The following is an 18,849-nucleotide window of genomic DNA, read 5'->3' as shown; positions in this document are numbered from 1 at the left end:
GATTGAATATGGAATTAAAGAAACTGCTTTATTCGTTGGATTCGCCGGAAGTGATGGGTGATGTGGCTGTAAACATAGCAGGTGTCCAGTCTGATTCACGTAAAGTGGAACCAGGCTTTTTGTTTGTTGCTGTCCGGGGTACGGCAGTAGACGGCCATGCGTATATTGAAGGCGCTTTGAAAAAAGGTGCGGTAGCCGTAGTTTGTGAAGAAATTCCTTTTCTTCCGGAAGAATTTATAATTTCTCTCGGAAGGAATCCTATTTTCATCCGGGTGAAAGATTCTGCCGAAGCTTTAGGCAAACTGGTTTCCCAATGGTATGATAATCCTTCGGATAAATTGGTGTTAGTGGGTGTTACCGGTACAAATGGTAAGACTACTATAGCAACTTTATTATATGAAATGTTCCGTAAAATGGGACATAAGGTTGGTTTGCTCTCTACTGTATGTAATTATATAGACGGTGAACCGATACCCACAGAGCATACAACTCCTGATCCGATTACGCTCCATGCTTTGATGGCACGCATGGTGGAAGCTGGTTGCGAATATGCATTTATGGAAGTGAGTTCACATTCAATAGATCAGCGACGCATTAGCGGCCTGTCATTTAATGGTGGTATTTTTACCAATTTGACGCGTGATCATCTGGATTATCATAAAACGGTAGAAAATTATCTGAAAGCTAAGAAAAAGTTTTTTGATGATCTGCCTGCCGGCACATTTGCGATTACGAATGTTGATGACAAATCAGGTTTAGTTATGTTGCAAAATACGGCTGCGAAGAAGTTGACTTACTCGTTACGTACATTAGCCGATTTTAAGGGAAAAATACTGGAGTCCTTTTTTGACGGGACAGATATGCTGATAAATAACAAAGAAGTGTTTGTTCATTTTGTCGGACGTTTCAATGTATATAACTTGTTGGCTGTTTACGGGGCTGCAGTTTCGTTGGGTAAAAATCCGGAAGAGGTTTTAGTGGTGTTAAGTACGTTACATTCGGTGTCAGGACGTTTTCAGACCATACAGTCTCCATTAGGTTATACTGCGATTGTTGATTATGCGCATACACCGGATGCTTTAGTGAATGTATTAAATACAATCCATGAAGTATTGGAAGGAAAAGGACGCGTCATTACCGTTGTTGGCTGTGGAGGAAACCGTGATAAAGGTAAACGCCCTATTATGGCTAAAGAAGCTGCCAGGCTGAGCGACCAGCTTATACTTACTTCGGATAATCCCCGGCTGGAAGATCCTGACGAAATTATTAAGGATATGGTAGCCGGACTATCCAAGGATGACATGCATGATACGCTTTGTATTACCGACCGTGCCCAGGCAATTAAAACGGCGACTATGCTGGCTAAGAAAGGCGATGTAATATTGGTAGCAGGCAAAGGACATGAAGATTATCAAGATGTGCAAGGTGTAAAGCATCATTTTGATGACCGCGAGAAATTAAAGGATATATTTGCAACACAACAATCATAGGAAAACGACATGCTGTATTATTTGTTTAATTATTTGGATCAGTTTGACTTTCCGGGGGCGGGAATGTTTAAATATGTATCATTCCGTTCGGCACTGGCATTGATCTTATCATTGTTTATCTCGACCGCTATTGGCAGGCGTATTATTGACAAACTGCAATTGCTTCAGATAGGGGAAACTGTACGTAATCTCGGTCTGGAAGGACAAATGAGTAAGAAAGGTACGCCTACAATGGGAGGACTGATTATTATTATTGCAATAGTGGTACCAACTTTGCTATTTGCCCGCCTTAATAATATATATGTAATTTTGATGCTGGTGACGACTCTGTGGCTGGGAGCCCTTGGTTTTGCAGACGACTATATTAAGGTGTTCAAAAAGAACAAAGAAGGTATGCATGGTAAATTCAAGATCATCGGACAGGTAGGTCTTGGCCTGATTGTAGGCTTGGTTCTTTTTATAAGCCCGGATGTGGTGATTAAAGAAAATATGGAAGTACGGCATGATAATGTGATTGAAGAAGTGCGTTATCATACGGTGGAGAAAAAGTCAACCAAAACTACAATTCCATTTGTGAAGAATAATAATTTTGATTATGCACAGTTGGTTAGTTGGGCAGGCGATTATAAAGAAGAAGCGGCCTGGCTTATATTTGTAATTATGGTGATTTTTGTGGTAACGGCCGTTTCTAATGGTGCTAACCTGACGGATGGGCTGGATGGATTGGCAGCAGGCAGCTCGGCAATAATAGGAGTGGCGTTAGGTATCTTGGCTTATATGTCGGCGCACTTTGAATTTGCGTCTTTCCTTAATATTATGTTCATTCCGGGAGCGGAAGAATTAGTCGTATTTGCGGCGGCTTTTATTGGAGCGACAGTTGGTTTTCTATGGTATAATTCATATCCGGCGCAAGTGTTTATGGGGGATACCGGAAGCCTTATGTTAGGTGGTGTGATAGCCGTTTTTGCCATTATCATAAGAAAAGAATTGCTTATCCCGATCCTTTGCGGTATCTTTCTGGTGGAAAATTTATCTGTACTTATACAGCGTTTTTATTTTAAATATACGAAAAAGAAATATGGCGAAGGACGTCGTGTCTTTAAGATGGCACCTCTTCATCATCATTTCCAGAAACAGGGTAATGCCGGAATCGAGGCTTTGATACAGAAGCCTTATAATGTGGTTCCCGAATCAAAGATTGTAGTTCGTTTCTGGTTAATTGGTATTATTCTGGCTGTTATTACAATTGTAACGTTAAAGATGAGGTAAATGACGGACAATTGACATTTAAAAGATAAAAATGGATAAAAAGAAAAGAATGGTTATATTAGGGGCTGGTGAGAGTGGAGCAGGTGCTGCCGTACTAGCCAAGGCGAAAGGATTCGATGTGTTTGTTTCCGATCTTTCGTTTATCAAACCTAAGTATAAGGAGATGCTGGATGCCCATAATATTCGTTGGGAAGAAGGACAGCATACCGAAGCCGACATTCTGAATGCCGACGAAGTGATAAAGAGCCCGGGTATTCCTGATAAGGCTCCTATCATTAAGAAATTGAAAGAACAGGGGACGCATATCATCTCCGAAATAGAGTTTGCGGGGAGATATACCGAGTCTAAAATGATTTGTATTACTGGTAGTAATGGCAAAACTACGACAACGATGCTTACCTATCATATATTAAAACAGGCAGGTATAGACGTAGGATTAGCCGGAAATGTAGGAAATAGCCTGGCTTTGCAGGTGGCAGAAAGTCCACATGCAGTATATGTTATAGAGCTGAGCAGTTTTCAATTGGATAATATGTATGATTTTAAGGCGGATATTGCGATTCTTTTGAATATAACACCGGATCACTTGGACCGCTATAATTATGAAATGCAGAATTACGTAGATGCAAAATTACGTATTTTGCAGAATCAGACCGAAGAAGATGTTTTTATTTTCTGGAATGATGATCCTATCATAGCTCGTGAGATTGCCAAGCGTAATCCGAAAGCTACTCTTTACCCGTTCGCCGAAACAAATGAAAAAGGTGTGAAGGGATATACTGATAATAAGCAAGTGAAAATTGAAACGTCAAATGGAACATTTACAATGGAACAAGACTTATTGGCATTAACAGGTACACATAATTTGTACAATTCATTGGCATCGGGTATTGCGGCTAAAGTCGTAGATATTCATGATGAGAAGATTCGTGCTTCGTTGAGTGATTTTGCCGGAGTTGAACATCGTCTGGAAAAAGTTGCCCGTATACGAGGCGTGGATTATATTAATGATTCTAAAGCTACGAATGTAAACTCGTGCTGGTATGCTTTACAGAGTATGACAACTAAAGTTGTACTCATATTAGGTGGTACGGACAAGGGCAATGATTATTCGGAAATAGAAGAGTTGGTAAAACAAAAAGCCCGTGCTTTACTGTTTTTGGGAGTTGATAATAATAAACTGCATGCTTTTTTTGATGGCAAAGTAGAGAAGATCGAGGATGCCCGCTCTATGGAAGAAGCAGTAACAAAAGCCTATAAATTGGCGGAAAAAGGAGATACTGTATTATTATCCCCTTGTTGTGCCAGCTTCGATCTGTTTAAAAGTTATGAAGATCGTGGCGACCAGTTTAAAGCTTGTGTACGTAACCTTTAATAACGAGGTCTGCTAGAGGATGAAACTGGTAAATAAATTATTAAAAGGAGATACGGTGATATGGATCATCTTTATGTTCCTTTGTGTTATATCGTTGGTGGAGGTGTTTAGTGCAACCAGCACTTTAGCCTATAAACAGGCAAGTCCGTGGGTACCTATCCGCAGGCATGCTATGATTTTGGCTTTTGGTGTTTGTTTGATTGTCTTTCTGCACCATGTACCGTATAAGAAGATTGCCGGTTTCTTAGTGTTGCTTTTTCCCATCTCTATTATCCTGTTGATATTGACTCCTATTCTGGGACAAGAAATTAACGGAGCCGGACGATGGCTATGGGGTATACAACCCTCGGAGCTTGCTAAGCTTGCCTCTATCGGCTATATGGCTTATTGGTTGAGCAAGAAAGATACGGTTCCTCCTGATAAGATATTCTGGTGGATATTAGGTGGCGTGGGGGTGGCTTGTGTTTTGATTTTTCCGGAAAACTTTTCTACTGCTGCAATGCTTTTTGGATTCTGTTACCTGATGATGTTTATCGGGCAAGTTGCAATAAAGAAGTTATTGATACTGGCGGGGATTGTTGTTCTGTTCGGTGCTACTATTCTTGCTGTATTATTTATTACTCCTGAAGATACGATGCATAAATATCTGGATCGCGGTTTGACATGGAAGTACCGTATTCAGGAGCATTTGCACGGAGAAGATAAAATAGATCCGGAAACGTATAAAATTAATGATAAAAACTATCAGGTTTCGCATGCGAAAATAGCTATAGCACGTGGTGGCGTTATAGGCAATATGCCGGGACATGGGCAGCAGAGAGATTTTCTTCCGCAAGCATATTCTGACTTTATTTATGCTATTATTATAGAGGAGATGGGATATGCCGGAGGTGTATTTGTGTTGATGTTGTATATAATGTTGCTGGTTCGGGTTGGTATTATAGCTCGGAAGTGTGATAAAGTATATGCTAAATACCTGGTGATAGGGTGTGGGCTTCTGGTTGGTATTCAGGCTCTTGCCAATATGGCGGTGGGTGTTAATTTAATACCTGTTTCTGGTCAGCCTTTGCCATTGGTTAGCCGTGGTGGTACTTCTACGGTGATATCTTGCATCTATTTCGGAATAATCCTGAGTGTAAGCCGGGTTGGTGCACATATGGGCGAGGGAGAAGACGATGAAGTTTTGGAAAATGAAGAAGACAATAATTCTTCCGAACTTCCAGAAGGGGAAATTGCAACACAAGAGTCTCCAATGGCTGCCGTGCAAGAAAATGTAGAAATTATAACAGAAACGAAAGTATGAAACAATATCGGATAATTATAAGTGGCGGAGGTACGGGGGGACATATCTTTCCGGCTATTTCTATAGCCAACACTTTCAAGAAACGTTTCCCTGAGGCGGAGATATTGTTTGTTGGAGCTGAAGACCGTATGGAGATGGAGAAGGTTCCGTCTGCGGGGTATAGTATTATAGGTTTGCCGGTGAGTGGTTTCGACCGTGCTCATTTGGCAAATAATATAAAAGTGATGGGAAGGCTGATTAGAAGTCTTCGCCTGGCAAAACGGACTATCCGCGAATTCAAACCGGATATTGCTGTTGGTGTAGGCGGTTATGCCAGTGGTCCGACACTATGGATGGCTTCTTCTTTGGGTGTACCTACATTGATTCAGGAGCAAAATTCGTATGCGGGAGTGACAAATAAATTACTGGCAAAGCGTGCAGACCGTATCTGTGTAGCATACCAAAGTATGGATAAGTTTTTCCCTGCAGAAAAGATTGTTATAACCGGTAATCCGGTGCGTCAGGATTTGGAAGAGGCTTTGGACAAGAAGAAAGAAGCGTTGGATTTTTTCGGTCTTTCTTCTGATAAAAAAACAATATTGGTTGTGGGCGGAAGCCTTGGTGCGCGAACTATAAATCGTAGTATCATGGGTGATCTTGATAAATTATTTGCATCGGATGTGCAGGTGATCTGGCAGACGGGACGCTATTATCAGGATGAAGCTTTAAAACATTTGAAGGCGTATCGCGGTATGCCGGTATGGTGTTCTGATTTTATTACCCGTATGGATTATGCCTATGCGGCAGCAGATTTGGTGATTTCCCGTGCAGGAGCCAGTTCCATATCGGAGCTCTGCTTGTTGCAGAAACCGGTGATTCTGGTGCCTTCTCCTAATGTGGCGGAAGATCATCAGACTAAAAATGCTCAAGCTCTGGTAAATCAAAATGCTGCAATTATGGTGACAGATAAAGAGGCCGAAAATTCATTGGTAACGACGGCACTGGCAACTATACATAATGATGATTTACTTCATGCGTTAAGTTCTAATATCACTTGTATGGCTCATCATCAAAGTGCGGAGTTGATTGTAGATGAAATTGTAAAGATTATAGAGAAAGAAAAAGCGTAACAGAAGACGATTTAATATGAATATAAACACTGTAAAAGCAGTTTATTTTGTGGGTGCCGGCGGTATAGGAATGAGCGCCCTGATCAGGTATTTTCTTTCTAAAGGGAAGTTTGTAGCCGGTTATGACAAAACTCCTTCTGCTTTAACGGAACAGTTAAATAAAGAAGGTGCTGCTATTCATTATGAAGATAATGTTGATTTGATTCCGGAGGTATGTAAATCGTTATCCGATACATTGGTTGTATATACACCAGCTGTGCCTGAGTCGCATACAGAGCTTGTTTACTTCCATACAAATGGATTTGAAGTGGTGAAACGAGCCCGAGTGTTGGGAGAGGTTACGAATTGTTCCCGTGGACTTTGTGTAGCCGGAACACATGGTAAAACGACTACCTCATCTATGACGGCTCATTTGCTGAAACAATCCCAAGTGGATTGTAATGCTTTTTTAGGAGGAATCCTGAAAAATTATAATAGCAACCTGATGTTGTCGGACAAAAGTGATTTGACTGTAATTGAGGCTGACGAATTTGACCGTTCGTTTCATTGGCTTACTCCCTATATGGCTGTTATTACAGCTGCCGATCCTGATCATTTGGATATTTACGGAACACCGGAAGCTTATCGTGAAAGTTTTGAAAAATTCACGTCACTGATCCGCCCGGATGGTATTTTGATAATGAAAAAAGGAATAAGTATAACGCCCCGATTACAAAAAGGTGTACGTCTGTATACTTATTCTGCTACGGACGGAGGAGATTTTCATGCGGAAAATATACGTATAGGAAATGGCGAAATCTTTTTTGATTTTGTGGCACCGGATGTTCGTATAGCCGATATCCAATTAGGTGTTCCTGTTAAAGTTAATATTGAAAATGGTATAGCAGCTATTGCTCTTGCATGGTTGAATGGAGTTACTGCAGACGAAATAAAAAAAGGGATGGCCTCTTTTGCCGGCCCTGTCCGTCGTTTTGATTACCATTTGAAGAAAGATAATATTGTATTAATAGATGATTATGCTCATCATCCTGAAGAGCTGAAAGCAAGTATATTATCTGTAAAGGAATTGTATGCGGATAAAAAGGTAACCGGGATATTTCAACCCCATCTTTATACGCGTACAAGAGATTTTGCAGCTGATTTTGCGGCAAGCCTGTCATTGTTGGATGAATTGATTTTGCTGGATATATATCCGGCACGCGAAAAACCGATTTCTGGTATTACTTCTCAAGTGATTTTAGATAAGGTAACTATTTCTGCAAAAAGGCTGATCTGCAAGGATGAATTACTGGATTTGATAAAATCGGAAAAGGAATCTTTGGAGGTTGTGTTAATGGTTGGTGCAGGCAATATTGATCGTTTGGTGGAACCGGTAAAAGAAATATTAGATAAGAAATAGATTGTGATACGGATTATCTCCATAGTAGTAGCTACGCTGTTGTTTTGTTACATCGTGTTTGTCACTTTTTTCTTTCGGGAAATGAGACGGGATTATGTTTGCCATGATCTTCAGGTTGTAGTAAAAGATAGTCTGGATAAGCATTTCGTGAGCGAAGGTGATTTGATTGGCTTATTAAAAAAAGCCCATCTTAATCCTATAGATAAGCAGATGAACACGGTAAATACCGACCAGATAGAAAATGAATTGCTGAAAAATCAGATGATCGCTTCCGTAGAGGCTTATAAAACACCTTCGGGTATTATAAAGTTGGAAGTAAAGCAGAAAGTTCCTATCTTGCGCATTATCGGTACTTCCGGGAATTACTATGTGGATAATTTGGGAAGCGTTATGCCTGTCAGTTCCCGTTATGTAGCTCATGTACCAATTGTAAGTGGCTATGTGGAAAAAGAGTTGGCGGTAACCGACTTATATAAATTTGCACTATTTTTGCAGAAGAATGAGTTCTGGAATAACCAGATAGAACAAATCTATGTGGAACAGGATAATGAAATAGAGCTTATTCCGAGGGTGGGAGACCATCGTATTATACTGGGGACGTTCGATAATTTTGAAGAGAAGCTTAATAATTTGCAACTTTTCTATGAACAAGCCATTCCTAAAGTAGGTTGGAAGAAGTATAATGTGATAAATTTAAAATATAACAACCAGATAGTTTGTACTAAAAAATAGATAATATGGCGTACACTGACTTTATAGCAACCATCGACCTGGGGACTTCCCAAATGGTTGGTATGGTGGGGACCAAGAATGCTGCCGGCACTCTTTCGATCATTGCCTACGAAGTTGAAAATTCCGCTAATTGTATACGGAGAGGATGCGTATATAATGTGGAAGAAACAGCTAACAAAATAAAACGTCTCATTCTTAAGTTAGAAAATAAATTGGGAGATGCTAAGATCGGGAAGGTGTATGTTGGCATAGGAGGACAATCTATTCGTTCATTGGAACATGCTGTTCCGAAGGTACTACCTGAGGATGGAGAAGTTACGGAGGAAATGCTGGATGCTCTTTATCAAGAGTGTAAGAACTATCACCCGGAGATGTTGGATGTACTGGCAATTACTTCGCCTACCTATTTTTTAGATGATAAACCGGAAGCGAATCCGAAAGGCATACCCTGCAAACGTATTGATGCCCATTACCAATTGATAGTGGGACGTCCTTCGTTAAAGCGCCATATCATGAACAGTATTTCCGAACGGGCTAAAGTAGAGATTGCTGATATAGTCGTATCTCCGTTAGCTCTTGCTGATGTTATCTTGACGGAAGACGAGAAGATGTTGGGTTGCGCTTTGATTAACTTTGGAGCAGGTGTGACATCTCTCTCTGTATATAAAAATGGTAACTTGGTGAATCTTTCGGTAATACCTTTCGGGGGCAATCTGATTACAAAAGATATAATGAGCCTGCATTTGGTAGAAGCTGAGGCTGAGAGGGTGAAACTAACCTATGGTAGTGCCATGACGGATAAAGATAACGACCAAATGATCAGTATTAACTCTGCTGATGGTATGGGGCTTCGTGAGATTAAGTTGTCCGAACTGAATAATGTAGTTGAAGCCCGTATAAAAGAAATATTGGAAAATATTTATGCACGTATTGAAGATACCGGTTTATTGGGATCTTTGGCAGCAGGTGTTATCGTTACAGGCGGAGCGGCAGCTTTAAAGAATTTGCAGGAAGTGATAAGTAGCCGGTTACAAATGGATGTCAGATATACTTCTGTTAGGAAAGGCCTGGTTGAAGGTGGCGAAATGATAGCTTCCAATCCCGGGTATGCTACAGCTGTAGGATTACTGATGCAGGGTACCAAGAATTGTGCTGCATATATTCCTCCGAAACCGGAACCTGTACCGGAAGTTAAACCTGAACCGGAATCTTTTGTAGAAGAGGTTAAAGCCAAACCGGAAGAGAAAAAAGTGAAAAAGGTAAAGAAGCCCTCAATCTTCGACCGTTTGAAGAAGAACATAGATAATATGACGGGTGATTTGTTTGACGATGAAGAAAGATAATCAGCAACGTAATAAAACCGGACGATATGGACGATAAAATATTAAACTTCGGTTATCCTACGAATACACCGAAAATCATTAAAGTAATTGGTGTAGGCGGTGGTGGTGGAAATGCCGTTGATCATATGTATAAAGAGGGTATACATGATGTAGCCTTTGTATTATGTAACACGGATATGCAGGCTTTAAATCGTTTGGATGTGCCTGATAAATTATTGCTGGGGCGCGAAATCACACAAGGGTTGGGTGCGGGCAACAAGCCTGAGCGTGCCATGATGGCTGCCGAAGAAAGTATGGAAGATATCCGTAAGATGTTAAGTGATGGAACGAAAATGGTCTTCATCACGGCTGGAATGGGTGGAGGTACAGGAACTGGTGCTGCTCCGGTTCTTGCGCGTATTGCCAAAGATATGGGAATACTTACGGTGGGTATTGTTACTATTCCATTCTTGTTTGAAGGTGAACGTAAGATTATCCAGGCTTTGAATGGCGTAGAAGAAATTGCTAAGAATGTAGATGCTCTATTGGTTATTAACAATGAGCGTTTGCGTGAAATATATGCCGATCTTACTGTTATGAATGCGTTTGGGAAAGCCGATGATACATTAACGGTTGCAGCGAAAAGTATTGCCGAAATTATCACTCTGCCCGGTATAATAAACCTGGACTTTGCAGATGTTAATACAACAATGAAAGATGGTGGAGTTGCTTTGATGAGTAACGGTTATGGTGAAGGCGAAGATCGTGTTCATCAGGCGGTCGAAGATGCATTAAACTCTCCGTTGTTGAGCAATAATAACGTAAAGAATGCGAAGAAGATATTATTCAATGTTTATTTCAGCAAAGAATGTGAACTTCGCATGGAGGAAATGAATTACGTAAATAACTTTATGGCCGAATTTAACCGGGATATAGAAGTTATTTGGGGTACGGCAATTGATGATACGCTAGGTGATAAAGTCAAGATAACAATCCTGGCTACAGGATTTGCAATGGATGATATCCCTCAGATTGCTGAAAAACGTCGTCTTGAAGATCAGCAGATGACGGAAGAACAGATTCGCCAGGAAGAGGAACGAATCCAGAAAGAGCAGAAAGAGCAGGAGCTTATCGGTAAGTATTATGGCAGTTCGGCTAAACAAGTAGGGCGTTTTATTTCCAGAGCGTCCGCAATTGTCCTTACTCAGGAAGAATTGGATGATGATGTGCTGATTGCCTTTATGGAGGAGAATCCGACATATAATCGCGATCCGAAGGTGGTTGCCCGCGTACGGGCAAAAGTTCCGGGAGAAGATATTACGGTATCCGGTGCATCTTCAAAACCGGCATCTCCTTCGGCACGTCCTAATACATCTACTAACGGGAAGCCGAAAATTAGTTTCAGATAATTAATTAATAAGATATTTACATCGTCATTATGGATTTGTTTGAAAGAGTCAGCGAAGACATTAAAAACGCAATGAAAGCGAAAGACAAAGTAGCTTTAGATACGCTTCGGAACGTAAAGAAATTTTTTCTGGAAGCAAAAACTGCTCCGGGTGCCAATGATACATTGACAGATGCTGATGCATTAAAGATTATGCAGAAATTGGTTAAACAAGGCAAGGATTCTGCAACTATTTATGTACAACAGGGACGTCAGGATTTGGCTGATGCTGAATTAGCTCAGGTAAATGTGATCGAGGCTTATTTGCCTAAGCAAATGTCTGCCGAAGAATTAGAGGTTGAGCTTAAAACTATAATTGCCCAGGTTGGCGCTACCAGTGCAAAGGATATGGGTAAAGTTATGGGCACTGCTTCAAAAGCTCTTGCCGGAAAAGCAGAAGGACGCTTAATTTCCGATATAGTAAAACGTTTATTAAATTAGTATTATAAAAGCCGGTGTGTCAAAAGTCAGGATTAAGGGACGCAAATGACGCAGAATATGTAGAGTATCGTAGACTTTTCTATTAATAATCAATAAGGCCTGCGTTTATCTTTGCTTTGTTTGTGTCATTTGCGTTCGGTAATAGCTTTTGGCATATTTCTTTTTTCTTTTTTACCCAGCTTTATCTGATCTAGCTTTATTGTTTCTCAATCTTCAATTAAAAAAACCATGATTACATTTATTTGTTGCCTTGTAGCCCTAATCGTTGGCTATTTTGTTTATGGCTCTTTCATTGAGCGTATTATCGGAATTGATCCGTCTCGTAAAACACCCGCTTACACACAACAGGATGGAGTAGACTATATCCCGTTGCCAACGTGGAAAGTTTTTATGATTCAGTTTTTGAACATTGCCGGTTTAGGCCCGATTTTCGGAGCTATTATGGGGGCAAAGTTCGGTACAGCCTCATTCCTATGGATCGTTTTTGGTAGTATCTTCGCAGGTGCAACGCACGATTTTATGGCAGGTATGTTGTCTTTGCGGAATAAAGGAGAAAGCCTTCCTGAAATGATCGGCCGGTATCTGGGAAATAATTTCGGTCAGTTTATGCGCGCTTTTACGGTAATATTGATGATACTTGTGGGATCCGTGTTTGTTGCAGGTCCCGCAGGCTTGTTGGCAAAACTTACTCCGGAACACCTGGATACTACTTTCTGGATTATTGTTGTTTTTATTTATTACGTATTGGCTACTTTATTGCCAATTGATAAGATTATAGGTAAGATATATCCTCTTTTTGCCATCGCTCTTTTATTCATGGCCGTGGGAATCCTGTTAATGCTGTTTGTTCATTATCCTCCACTGCCGGAAATAACGGATGGAATGCATAACACGGATCCTCAGGGTTTGCCTATCTTCCCGATCATGTTTGTGAGTATTGCTTGTGGTGCTATTTCTGGTTTTCATGCTACACAAAGCCCGCTGATGGCACGTTGCCTGACGAATGAGAAGCATGCTAAACCGGTCTTTTACGGAGCTATGATTACAGAAGGTATAGTTGCTCTTATCTGGGCTGCTGCTGCCACTTATTTTTATCAGAATAACGGTATGTCTGAAAATAATGCGGCTGTTATAGTTGATAGTATCACAAAGGAATGGCTTGGTACGGTTGGAGGAATTCTGGCTATATTAGGAGTAATTGCGGCTCCAATAACATCCGGCGATACTGCTTTTCGTTCTGCCCGCCTGATTGTTGCTGATTTTTTACATCTGGAGCAGAAAACTGTGGTAAAGCGTTTGATGATTTGCTTGCCATTGTTCTTAATCGCCATCGGTCTGCTTTTGTATAGCCTGAAAGATAAAGACGGATTTGATATGATATGGCGTTATTTTGCATGGAGCAACCAGACATTGGCCGTATTTACGCTTTGGGCACTGACAGTTTACTTGGTTAATGCCAAGAAAATATATTGGGTTACTCTTATTCCTGCCCTGTTTATGACGGCCGTATGTTCCACATATATTTTCGTAGCCCCGGAAGGATTGGGAATGTCTCCTTATATATCTCAATTGATAGGTATATGTATTACATTAATAGTAGCTGTCGTGTTTTTTGTCTGGAAACGCAGGGTATCCAAATAAAGAGACGTCCACGTTCCATAAATACGAATGGGGTATGTCTTCCACTTTGTCACCAGAGGGCTGTCCCTCAGTTGTAAAATAGTCTGATATTGGCTGTATTTGGGTAGGCAACTAAATTGAACAAGGTAGGTAATCAAACAGAGAAAAGTAGGCAACTAAAAAAACGCAGGTGCAACGGTTGATTTTTTTGCACCTGCGTTGGGTAATACTATTGCGTAAAAAACGTTCTTACAATACTTGTATGCCTTCTTCGCGCGCTTGTTCTTCTCCTGAAGGGGTAATCAGCTTATAGCCTTTACCGTGGATGTTGATGATTTCGATACCCGGATCATCTTTCAGCAATTTACGAAGTTTAGTGATGTACACATCCATACTACGGGCGTTGAAGTAGTTATCGTCTACCCAGATTGTTTTCAGTGCATAATTACGTTCCAGTATTTCATTTGCATGGGCACAAAGAAGGCTCAGCAATTCGCATTCCTTGGTTGTTAGTTTGGTCACTTTTTCTCCGATAGACAATGTTTGTTTTTGAGTATCGAATAAGAAGTTTCCTAACTTGTAGAAAGGAATATCTTTCATTTTTTTGCCTTTCACACGGCGAAGGATTGCTTCAATACGAAGTAATAACTCTTCCATGCTGAATGGTTTTGTCAGGTAATCGTCTGCACCAATCTTAAATCCTTCCAGAATATCTTCCTTCATTGTTTTGGCAGTAAGGAAGATAACAGGAATATCCGGATTAATGGAACGAATTTCCTGAGCTAACGTAAAACCGTCTTTCTTAGGCATCATCACATCCAGTACACATAAGTCGTATTTGCCTTTTGTGAAACCTTTGTAGCCGGCTTCTCCATCAGAGAAAAGATCCGTAACATAACCTTTAGCTTGTAAGTACTCTCTTAACAGCATTCCTAAATTTTCGTCGTCTTCGCAAAAGAAGATCTTCAGTTTTTCTTCCATAACTAACTTTTTATAAGAGGTAAAGTAATAATAAATTTTGTACCAATATTTCCGGGTCCACTTTCGGCGCGTATCGTGCCTTTATGGTCCTCTATAATTTTACGTACGTAAGCGAGCCCCAGGCCGAAACCTTTTACGTCGTGTACGTTTCCTGTCGGTACGCGGAAGAAACGGTCGAATACTTTTTTGAGGTATTCTTTCTTTATTCCGATACCATTGTCTTCCACGGAAATGAGCAGTTTCCCGCCTTCGTTCCATGTGCGCGCCATCAATGTAAGCGGTACTTCCGGACGACGGTATTTAACGGCGTTGTCCATCAGGTTAAACAGTACATTGGTGATGTGCATTTCATCCACATAAATGTCCGATTCGGTAGCTTGCAAGTCTATATCCATTGTACCACCATACTTTTCGACTTTCAGAACAAACGTGTTTGCTATGTTTGCTACCAGATCGTTAGCATCTATTTCTTTTAGTTTCAAGGCTGCTTTTTGTCTTTCGAACAATGACATTTGCAGAACCTTTTCAACCAGGAAGCCTAATCGTTTCGTCTCGTCGTTAATGACACCGGAAATATGTTTAAATACATCCGGGCTCTTCGTTATATCCGTATCTTTCAACATCTGGGCGGCGAGTGAAATAGTAGAAACAGGTGTTTTCAGCTCGTGTGTCATATTGTTGATAAAGTCGTTTTTCATTTCCGATAGTTTCTTCTGACGGAATACTATATATATGGTAAAGATAAATGTTACCAGCAATAGCAGCGAGAAGATAACCGACGGCACAATGAATGTGACCGAACTGGATATATAGTCTCCCTTTGTCGGGAAATACACTTTCAAATAATTTAGCTTGGATGGTGGGTCGTTAGGAAACAAAGCTCTTGTAAAAATGTCGGATGCAATTGGATCCTTCGGAATCTCACCACTTTGGTATACTGTATTTCCGTCTTTGTTAATAACAGAAAAAACGAACGGCAGGTTCAATCCGTTGTTAATAAATTCTGTTTTTAAGTAATTATTCAGCTTTTTAAAATCTATACGTTCCTCTATTGGTTTCAGACTGGCAGTAGATAAGATATTCAGAATCACCTCTTCAATCAATCCACCCTGGTATTGATAACGTCTTTTTAGTGTCCGTTGCAAGTCTTTCGAAGTGTTTACAATACTGTTGGATGATTCCCTTCCGGATAAAGATGATAACGGTTTTATTTTCTGACTACTGAAGCTGTGTAATTCTATATGTTGCACTGCACCGTTGGACTCCGTAATCTGTAATTGATATTTTTCCTGATTAATAACCTGTCCGAGACTTTGTACATCGGGTGCGTTCTGATACATAAAACTGCTTTGGTCCCTACTTACATCTTCTTCCAGATATTTTCTTGTTTCATCCAATTCCAGATTTTTAGATACTTGGTGCAAGCTTCTTTTTACAGTTTCATTAAATTGCTCGCTACGCGCCTTTAATAGTATGCTTACATAGTTTATTTGTAAATAAAGCAAGCCGGTGAAGGCGAATGCCATTACTAATGCAAGCAACCAAATTGTCGACTTCCTCATATCAAATCATATCTCTTAATAATGTAACAAATAACGTGTGTTTTAGTTTAATATTTACACAAAAAAGGTAAAAATAGAGGTCTTGATATGTTAATAATGGTTGGTTGTTAAGTGCGTTTTGTGCGTTAATATTGCTAATAATGAATAGTTTAAATCGTGTGTAAGAATCGTTCTTTTATCATTTGTTTTTTGGGTTGTATTATAAACAATATTCATTATTTCGGTTTAATATCCGCATTATTGCCCGTTTCTTATTCCTAAAACTTCGTTATCATTTCCAAAAAAACGCCCAGTTGCTTAATTTGTAACTGTTTATTCAAATAATTCTGGTTATCTTTGTAAGTTATCAACAGTTAGGGTGACTTATCAACAAAACAGGCATTGTTTTGATTGAACATGATTTGGTTCGGTTTTTAATGTTTAGTTTTGCCCCGAATTAATTGTATATAATATGGGAAAGATTATCGCTTTGGCAAATCAGAAAGGTGGTGTTGGAAAGACTACTACTACGATTAATCTGGCTGCATCTCTGGCTGCTCTTGAGAAAAAAGTGCTGGTTGTAGATGCCGATCCGCAGGCGAATGCTTCGTCCGGACTGGGCGTGGATATACGCAATGTGCAACTTTCTATCTATGAATGCTTGGTGAATGGAGAGGATTCAAAGGGAGCAATAATTTCTACGGAAGTAGAAGGACTGGATATTATTCCTTCTCATATAGACCTGGTAGGTGCGGAGATTGAAATGTTGAATATGGAAAACAGGGAACAGATATTGAAACAGATATTAGTTCCGCTGAAAGATTCATATGATTTTATTCTGATAGATTGTTCACCGTCATTGGGACTAATTACAGTGAATGCGCTTACAGCTGCCGATTCCGTAATGATTCCTGTACAATGTGAGTATTTTGCCCTGGAAGGAATCAGCAAACTGTTGAATACGATTAAAATTATTAAATCTAAACTGAATCCTGCGTTGGAAATAGAAGGCTTCTTGCTTACAATGTATGATGCCCGCCTTCGTCTGGCAAACCAGATATATGAAGAGGTAAAGCGTCCGTTTCGCGATTTGGTGTTTACTACGGTAATACAAAGGAATGTAAAGTTGAGCGAAGCGTCTAGTTATGGTAAACCCGTTTTGTTGTATGATGCCGAATCCAAAGGAGCGGTTAACCATATGCAATTAGCCCAGGAATTGATAGATAAGAACAAATAGTATTTTGATTTATGGCAGTAATGAAACGATCGGCTTTAGGCCGCGGATTGGATGCTTTGATTACGATGGACGATCTGAAAACAGGTGGTTCTTCTTCTATTAGTGAAATAGAATTAAGTAAAATACAGCCTAATCCAAACCAGCCTCGCTCTGTTTTTGAAGAAGAAGCTTTAGAAGAATTAGCAACTTCTATCCGTGCCCTTGGCGTTATTCAACCGATTACTTTAAAAGAAACCGGGACAGATAAGTATATGATTATCTCCGGAGAACGTCGTTACCGTGCTTCTTTGAAGGCTGGTTTGGATAGAATACCAGCTTATATTAAAACGGCGGCCGACGAGAATGTCGTCGAGATGGCGTTGATAGAAAATATACAACGCGAAGACCTGAACTCCATTGAAATTGCTTTGGCTTATCAGAAATTGATAGATAATTACGGGCTTACTCAGGAAAAATTAAGTGAACGGGTAGGTAAGAAGCGTGCGACGATTGCTAACTATCTGCGTCTTTTGAAACTTCCTGCAGAAATACAAATGGGACTGAAGGATAAAAAGATTGATATGGGGCATGCACGGGCTCTGATCTCGGTAGAAGATCCGGAGATTCAGTTGGCGTTATATGAACAAATATTGGCCGAAGGGCTTTCTGTTCGTAATGTAGAAGATTTGGTTCGTAACGCAACAGAAGGAGGTAAACGGGAGAAGAATGAGATTGCTCCCTCCCGGAAATCTATGTTGCCGGAAGAATTTAATCTGCTGAAAGATCATCTTTCCCGTTTCTTTAATACAAAAGTACAGTTAGCATGTAATGAAAAAGGTAAAGGGCGCATTACTATTCCTTTTGCTTCGGAGGAAGAACTGGAAAAGTTGATAAGCTTATTGGATAAGTTAAAATGAAAGATATAATCATATACTTTTTAATATTCATGTTAGGCTGTCCGTGTGTGATGCGTGCGCAGGAAAATCTGCCTGAAGCTGCTCCCGATTCGTCTGTCATGGCTGTATTAAAAAGTGCCGACTCGATTGCTGTTCCGGCTGCTACGAAAATGAAGATGGAATTTAAACCGAGCCCTACCAAAGCAACACTTTTAGCATTAGTTCCCGGATTGGGACAGATATATAATCGTAAATACTGGAAACTGCCTATCGTATATGGAGGTTTCATGGGATGTCTTTATGCTATAACATGGAATAATAAGAACTATCAGGATTATTCTGCGGCTTATAAAGATATTTTGATTGACTATAATAATGGAAATCCGTTGCCGGAGAAAGATTGGCATGATAGTTGGACTTTGCTTTTACCTAACGGGCGTGATGCGGCTGAATATGTGAAAAATACACAGTTTCATAGTCAGTTGAAGAGCAGGAAGGACTTTTACCGGCGTTATCGTGATTTGAGCATTATTATTACGGCCGGTATTTATTTCCTGAGTATTATAGATGCTTATATTGATGCCCAATTGTTTGATTTTGACATATCCCCGGATTTGTCAATGCATCTTGAACCTACTGTTACTCCGAAGACACATTATAGTCCTCGGACGTATGGCTTGAATTGCAGTTTAACATTCTGATTAATTA

Annotated in this window: 16 protein-coding genes; 14 read left to right on the top strand and 2 right to left on the bottom strand. The window is 40.1% G+C overall.

The window, feature by feature from the left end:
• Positions 1 to 8: 8 nt before the first annotated feature.
• From CTY47_RS05130 to CTY47_RS05080, 11 genes are all read left to right on the top strand, one after another.
• Positions 9 to 1,490 carry a UDP-N-acetylmuramoyl-L-alanyl-D-glutamate--2,6-diaminopimelate ligase gene (locus CTY47_RS05130; protein WP_099463706.1) on the top strand — a complete coding sequence of 494 codons (1,482 nt, stop codon included), beginning with the start codon at positions 9 to 11 and terminating at the stop codon, positions 1,488 to 1,490.
• 9 nt (positions 1,491 to 1,499) lie between these two features.
• The gene (mraY, locus tag CTY47_RS05125; protein WP_099463705.1) at positions 1,500 to 2,759 is read left to right on the top strand and encodes a phospho-N-acetylmuramoyl-pentapeptide-transferase; all 1,260 of its coding nucleotides are present in this window, start codon (positions 1,500 to 1,502) and stop codon (positions 2,757 to 2,759) included.
• Positions 2,760 to 2,790: 31 nt separating this feature from the next.
• Positions 2,791 to 4,134, top strand: coding sequence for a UDP-N-acetylmuramoyl-L-alanine--D-glutamate ligase (murD, locus tag CTY47_RS05120; RefSeq protein ID WP_099463704.1), 1,344 nt, complete (start codon positions 2,791 to 2,793; stop codon positions 4,132 to 4,134).
• A 19-nt stretch (positions 4,135 to 4,153) separates the two neighbouring features.
• The gene (locus tag CTY47_RS05115; RefSeq protein ID WP_099463703.1) at positions 4,154 to 5,437 is read left to right on the top strand and encodes an FtsW/RodA/SpoVE family cell cycle protein; all 1,284 of its coding nucleotides are present in this window, start codon (positions 4,154 to 4,156) and stop codon (positions 5,435 to 5,437) included.
• A complete protein-coding gene (gene murG, locus CTY47_RS05110; protein WP_099463702.1) occupies positions 5,434 to 6,546 on the top strand; it encodes an undecaprenyldiphospho-muramoylpentapeptide beta-N-acetylglucosaminyltransferase in 1,113 nt (370 codons plus the stop codon). Before CTY47_RS05115 ends, murG begins: the two co-directional genes overlap by 4 nt.
• Positions 6,547 to 6,562: 16 nt before the next feature.
• Entirely contained in the window at positions 6,563 to 7,945 is a 1,383-nt protein-coding gene (murC, locus tag CTY47_RS05105; protein WP_099463701.1) for a UDP-N-acetylmuramate--L-alanine ligase, read from the top strand.
• A 3-nt stretch (positions 7,946 to 7,948) separates the two neighbouring features.
• The gene (locus CTY47_RS05100) at positions 7,949 to 8,677 is read left to right on the top strand and encodes a cell division protein FtsQ/DivIB (protein ID WP_099463700.1); all 729 of its coding nucleotides are present in this window, start codon (positions 7,949 to 7,951) and stop codon (positions 8,675 to 8,677) included.
• A 5-nt stretch (positions 8,678 to 8,682) separates the two neighbouring features.
• Positions 8,683 to 10,020, top strand: a complete 1,338-nt coding sequence (gene ftsA / locus CTY47_RS05095; RefSeq protein WP_099463699.1) for a cell division protein FtsA — start codon at positions 8,683 to 8,685, stop codon at positions 10,018 to 10,020.
• Between the two features lie 26 nt (positions 10,021 to 10,046).
• Positions 10,047 to 11,408, top strand: coding sequence for a cell division protein FtsZ (gene ftsZ / locus CTY47_RS05090; protein ID WP_099463698.1), 1,362 nt, complete (start codon positions 10,047 to 10,049; stop codon positions 11,406 to 11,408).
• Positions 11,409 to 11,437: 29 nt separating this feature from the next.
• Positions 11,438 to 11,887 (top strand): GatB/YqeY domain-containing protein, encoded by a 450-nt coding sequence (locus CTY47_RS05085; RefSeq protein ID WP_099463697.1) that lies wholly within the window; start codon positions 11,438 to 11,440, stop codon positions 11,885 to 11,887.
• Positions 11,888 to 12,115: 228 nt separating this feature from the next.
• Complete coding sequence (locus CTY47_RS05080; protein ID WP_099463696.1) at positions 12,116 to 13,528, top strand: carbon starvation CstA family protein; 1,413 nt, start codon at positions 12,116 to 12,118, stop codon at positions 13,526 to 13,528.
• A gap of 228 nt (positions 13,529 to 13,756) precedes the next feature.
• On the opposite strand, the gene rprY is transcribed toward CTY47_RS05080, so the two are convergent.
• Positions 13,757 to 14,488: a response regulator transcription factor RprY gene (gene rprY, locus CTY47_RS05075; RefSeq protein WP_099463695.1), complete on the bottom strand. Its 732-nt coding sequence runs from the start codon at positions 14,486 to 14,488 to the stop codon at positions 13,757 to 13,759.
• Between the two features lie 2 nt (positions 14,489 to 14,490).
• A complete protein-coding gene (locus CTY47_RS05070) occupies positions 14,491 to 16,050 on the bottom strand; it encodes a sensor histidine kinase (protein ID WP_099463694.1) in 1,560 nt (519 codons plus the stop codon).
• A 451-nt stretch (positions 16,051 to 16,501) separates the two neighbouring features.
• On the opposite strand from CTY47_RS05070, the gene CTY47_RS05065 reads away from it, so the two are divergent.
• The 3 genes from CTY47_RS05065 to CTY47_RS05055 are packed head-to-tail and all read left to right on the top strand — an operon-like array spanning position 16,502 to position 18,842.
• The gene (locus CTY47_RS05065; RefSeq protein ID WP_099463693.1) at positions 16,502 to 17,266 is read left to right on the top strand and encodes a ParA family protein; all 765 of its coding nucleotides are present in this window, start codon (positions 16,502 to 16,504) and stop codon (positions 17,264 to 17,266) included.
• Between the two features lie 11 nt (positions 17,267 to 17,277).
• Positions 17,278 to 18,162, top strand: a complete 885-nt coding sequence (locus tag CTY47_RS05060; RefSeq protein ID WP_099463692.1) for a ParB/RepB/Spo0J family partition protein — start codon at positions 17,278 to 17,280, stop codon at positions 18,160 to 18,162.
• Entirely contained in the window at positions 18,159 to 18,842 is a 684-nt protein-coding gene (locus tag CTY47_RS05055; RefSeq protein ID WP_143813339.1) for a DUF5683 domain-containing protein, read from the top strand. Before CTY47_RS05060 ends, CTY47_RS05055 begins: the two co-directional genes overlap by 4 nt.
• Positions 18,843 to 18,849 lie beyond the last annotated feature (7 nt).

Source organism: Parabacteroides provencensis (assembly GCF_900232875.1).
Taxonomy (GTDB): domain Bacteria; phylum Bacteroidota; class Bacteroidia; order Bacteroidales; family Tannerellaceae; genus Parabacteroides; species Parabacteroides chinchillae.
This window is presented reverse-complemented; position numbering and strand designations above follow the sequence as displayed.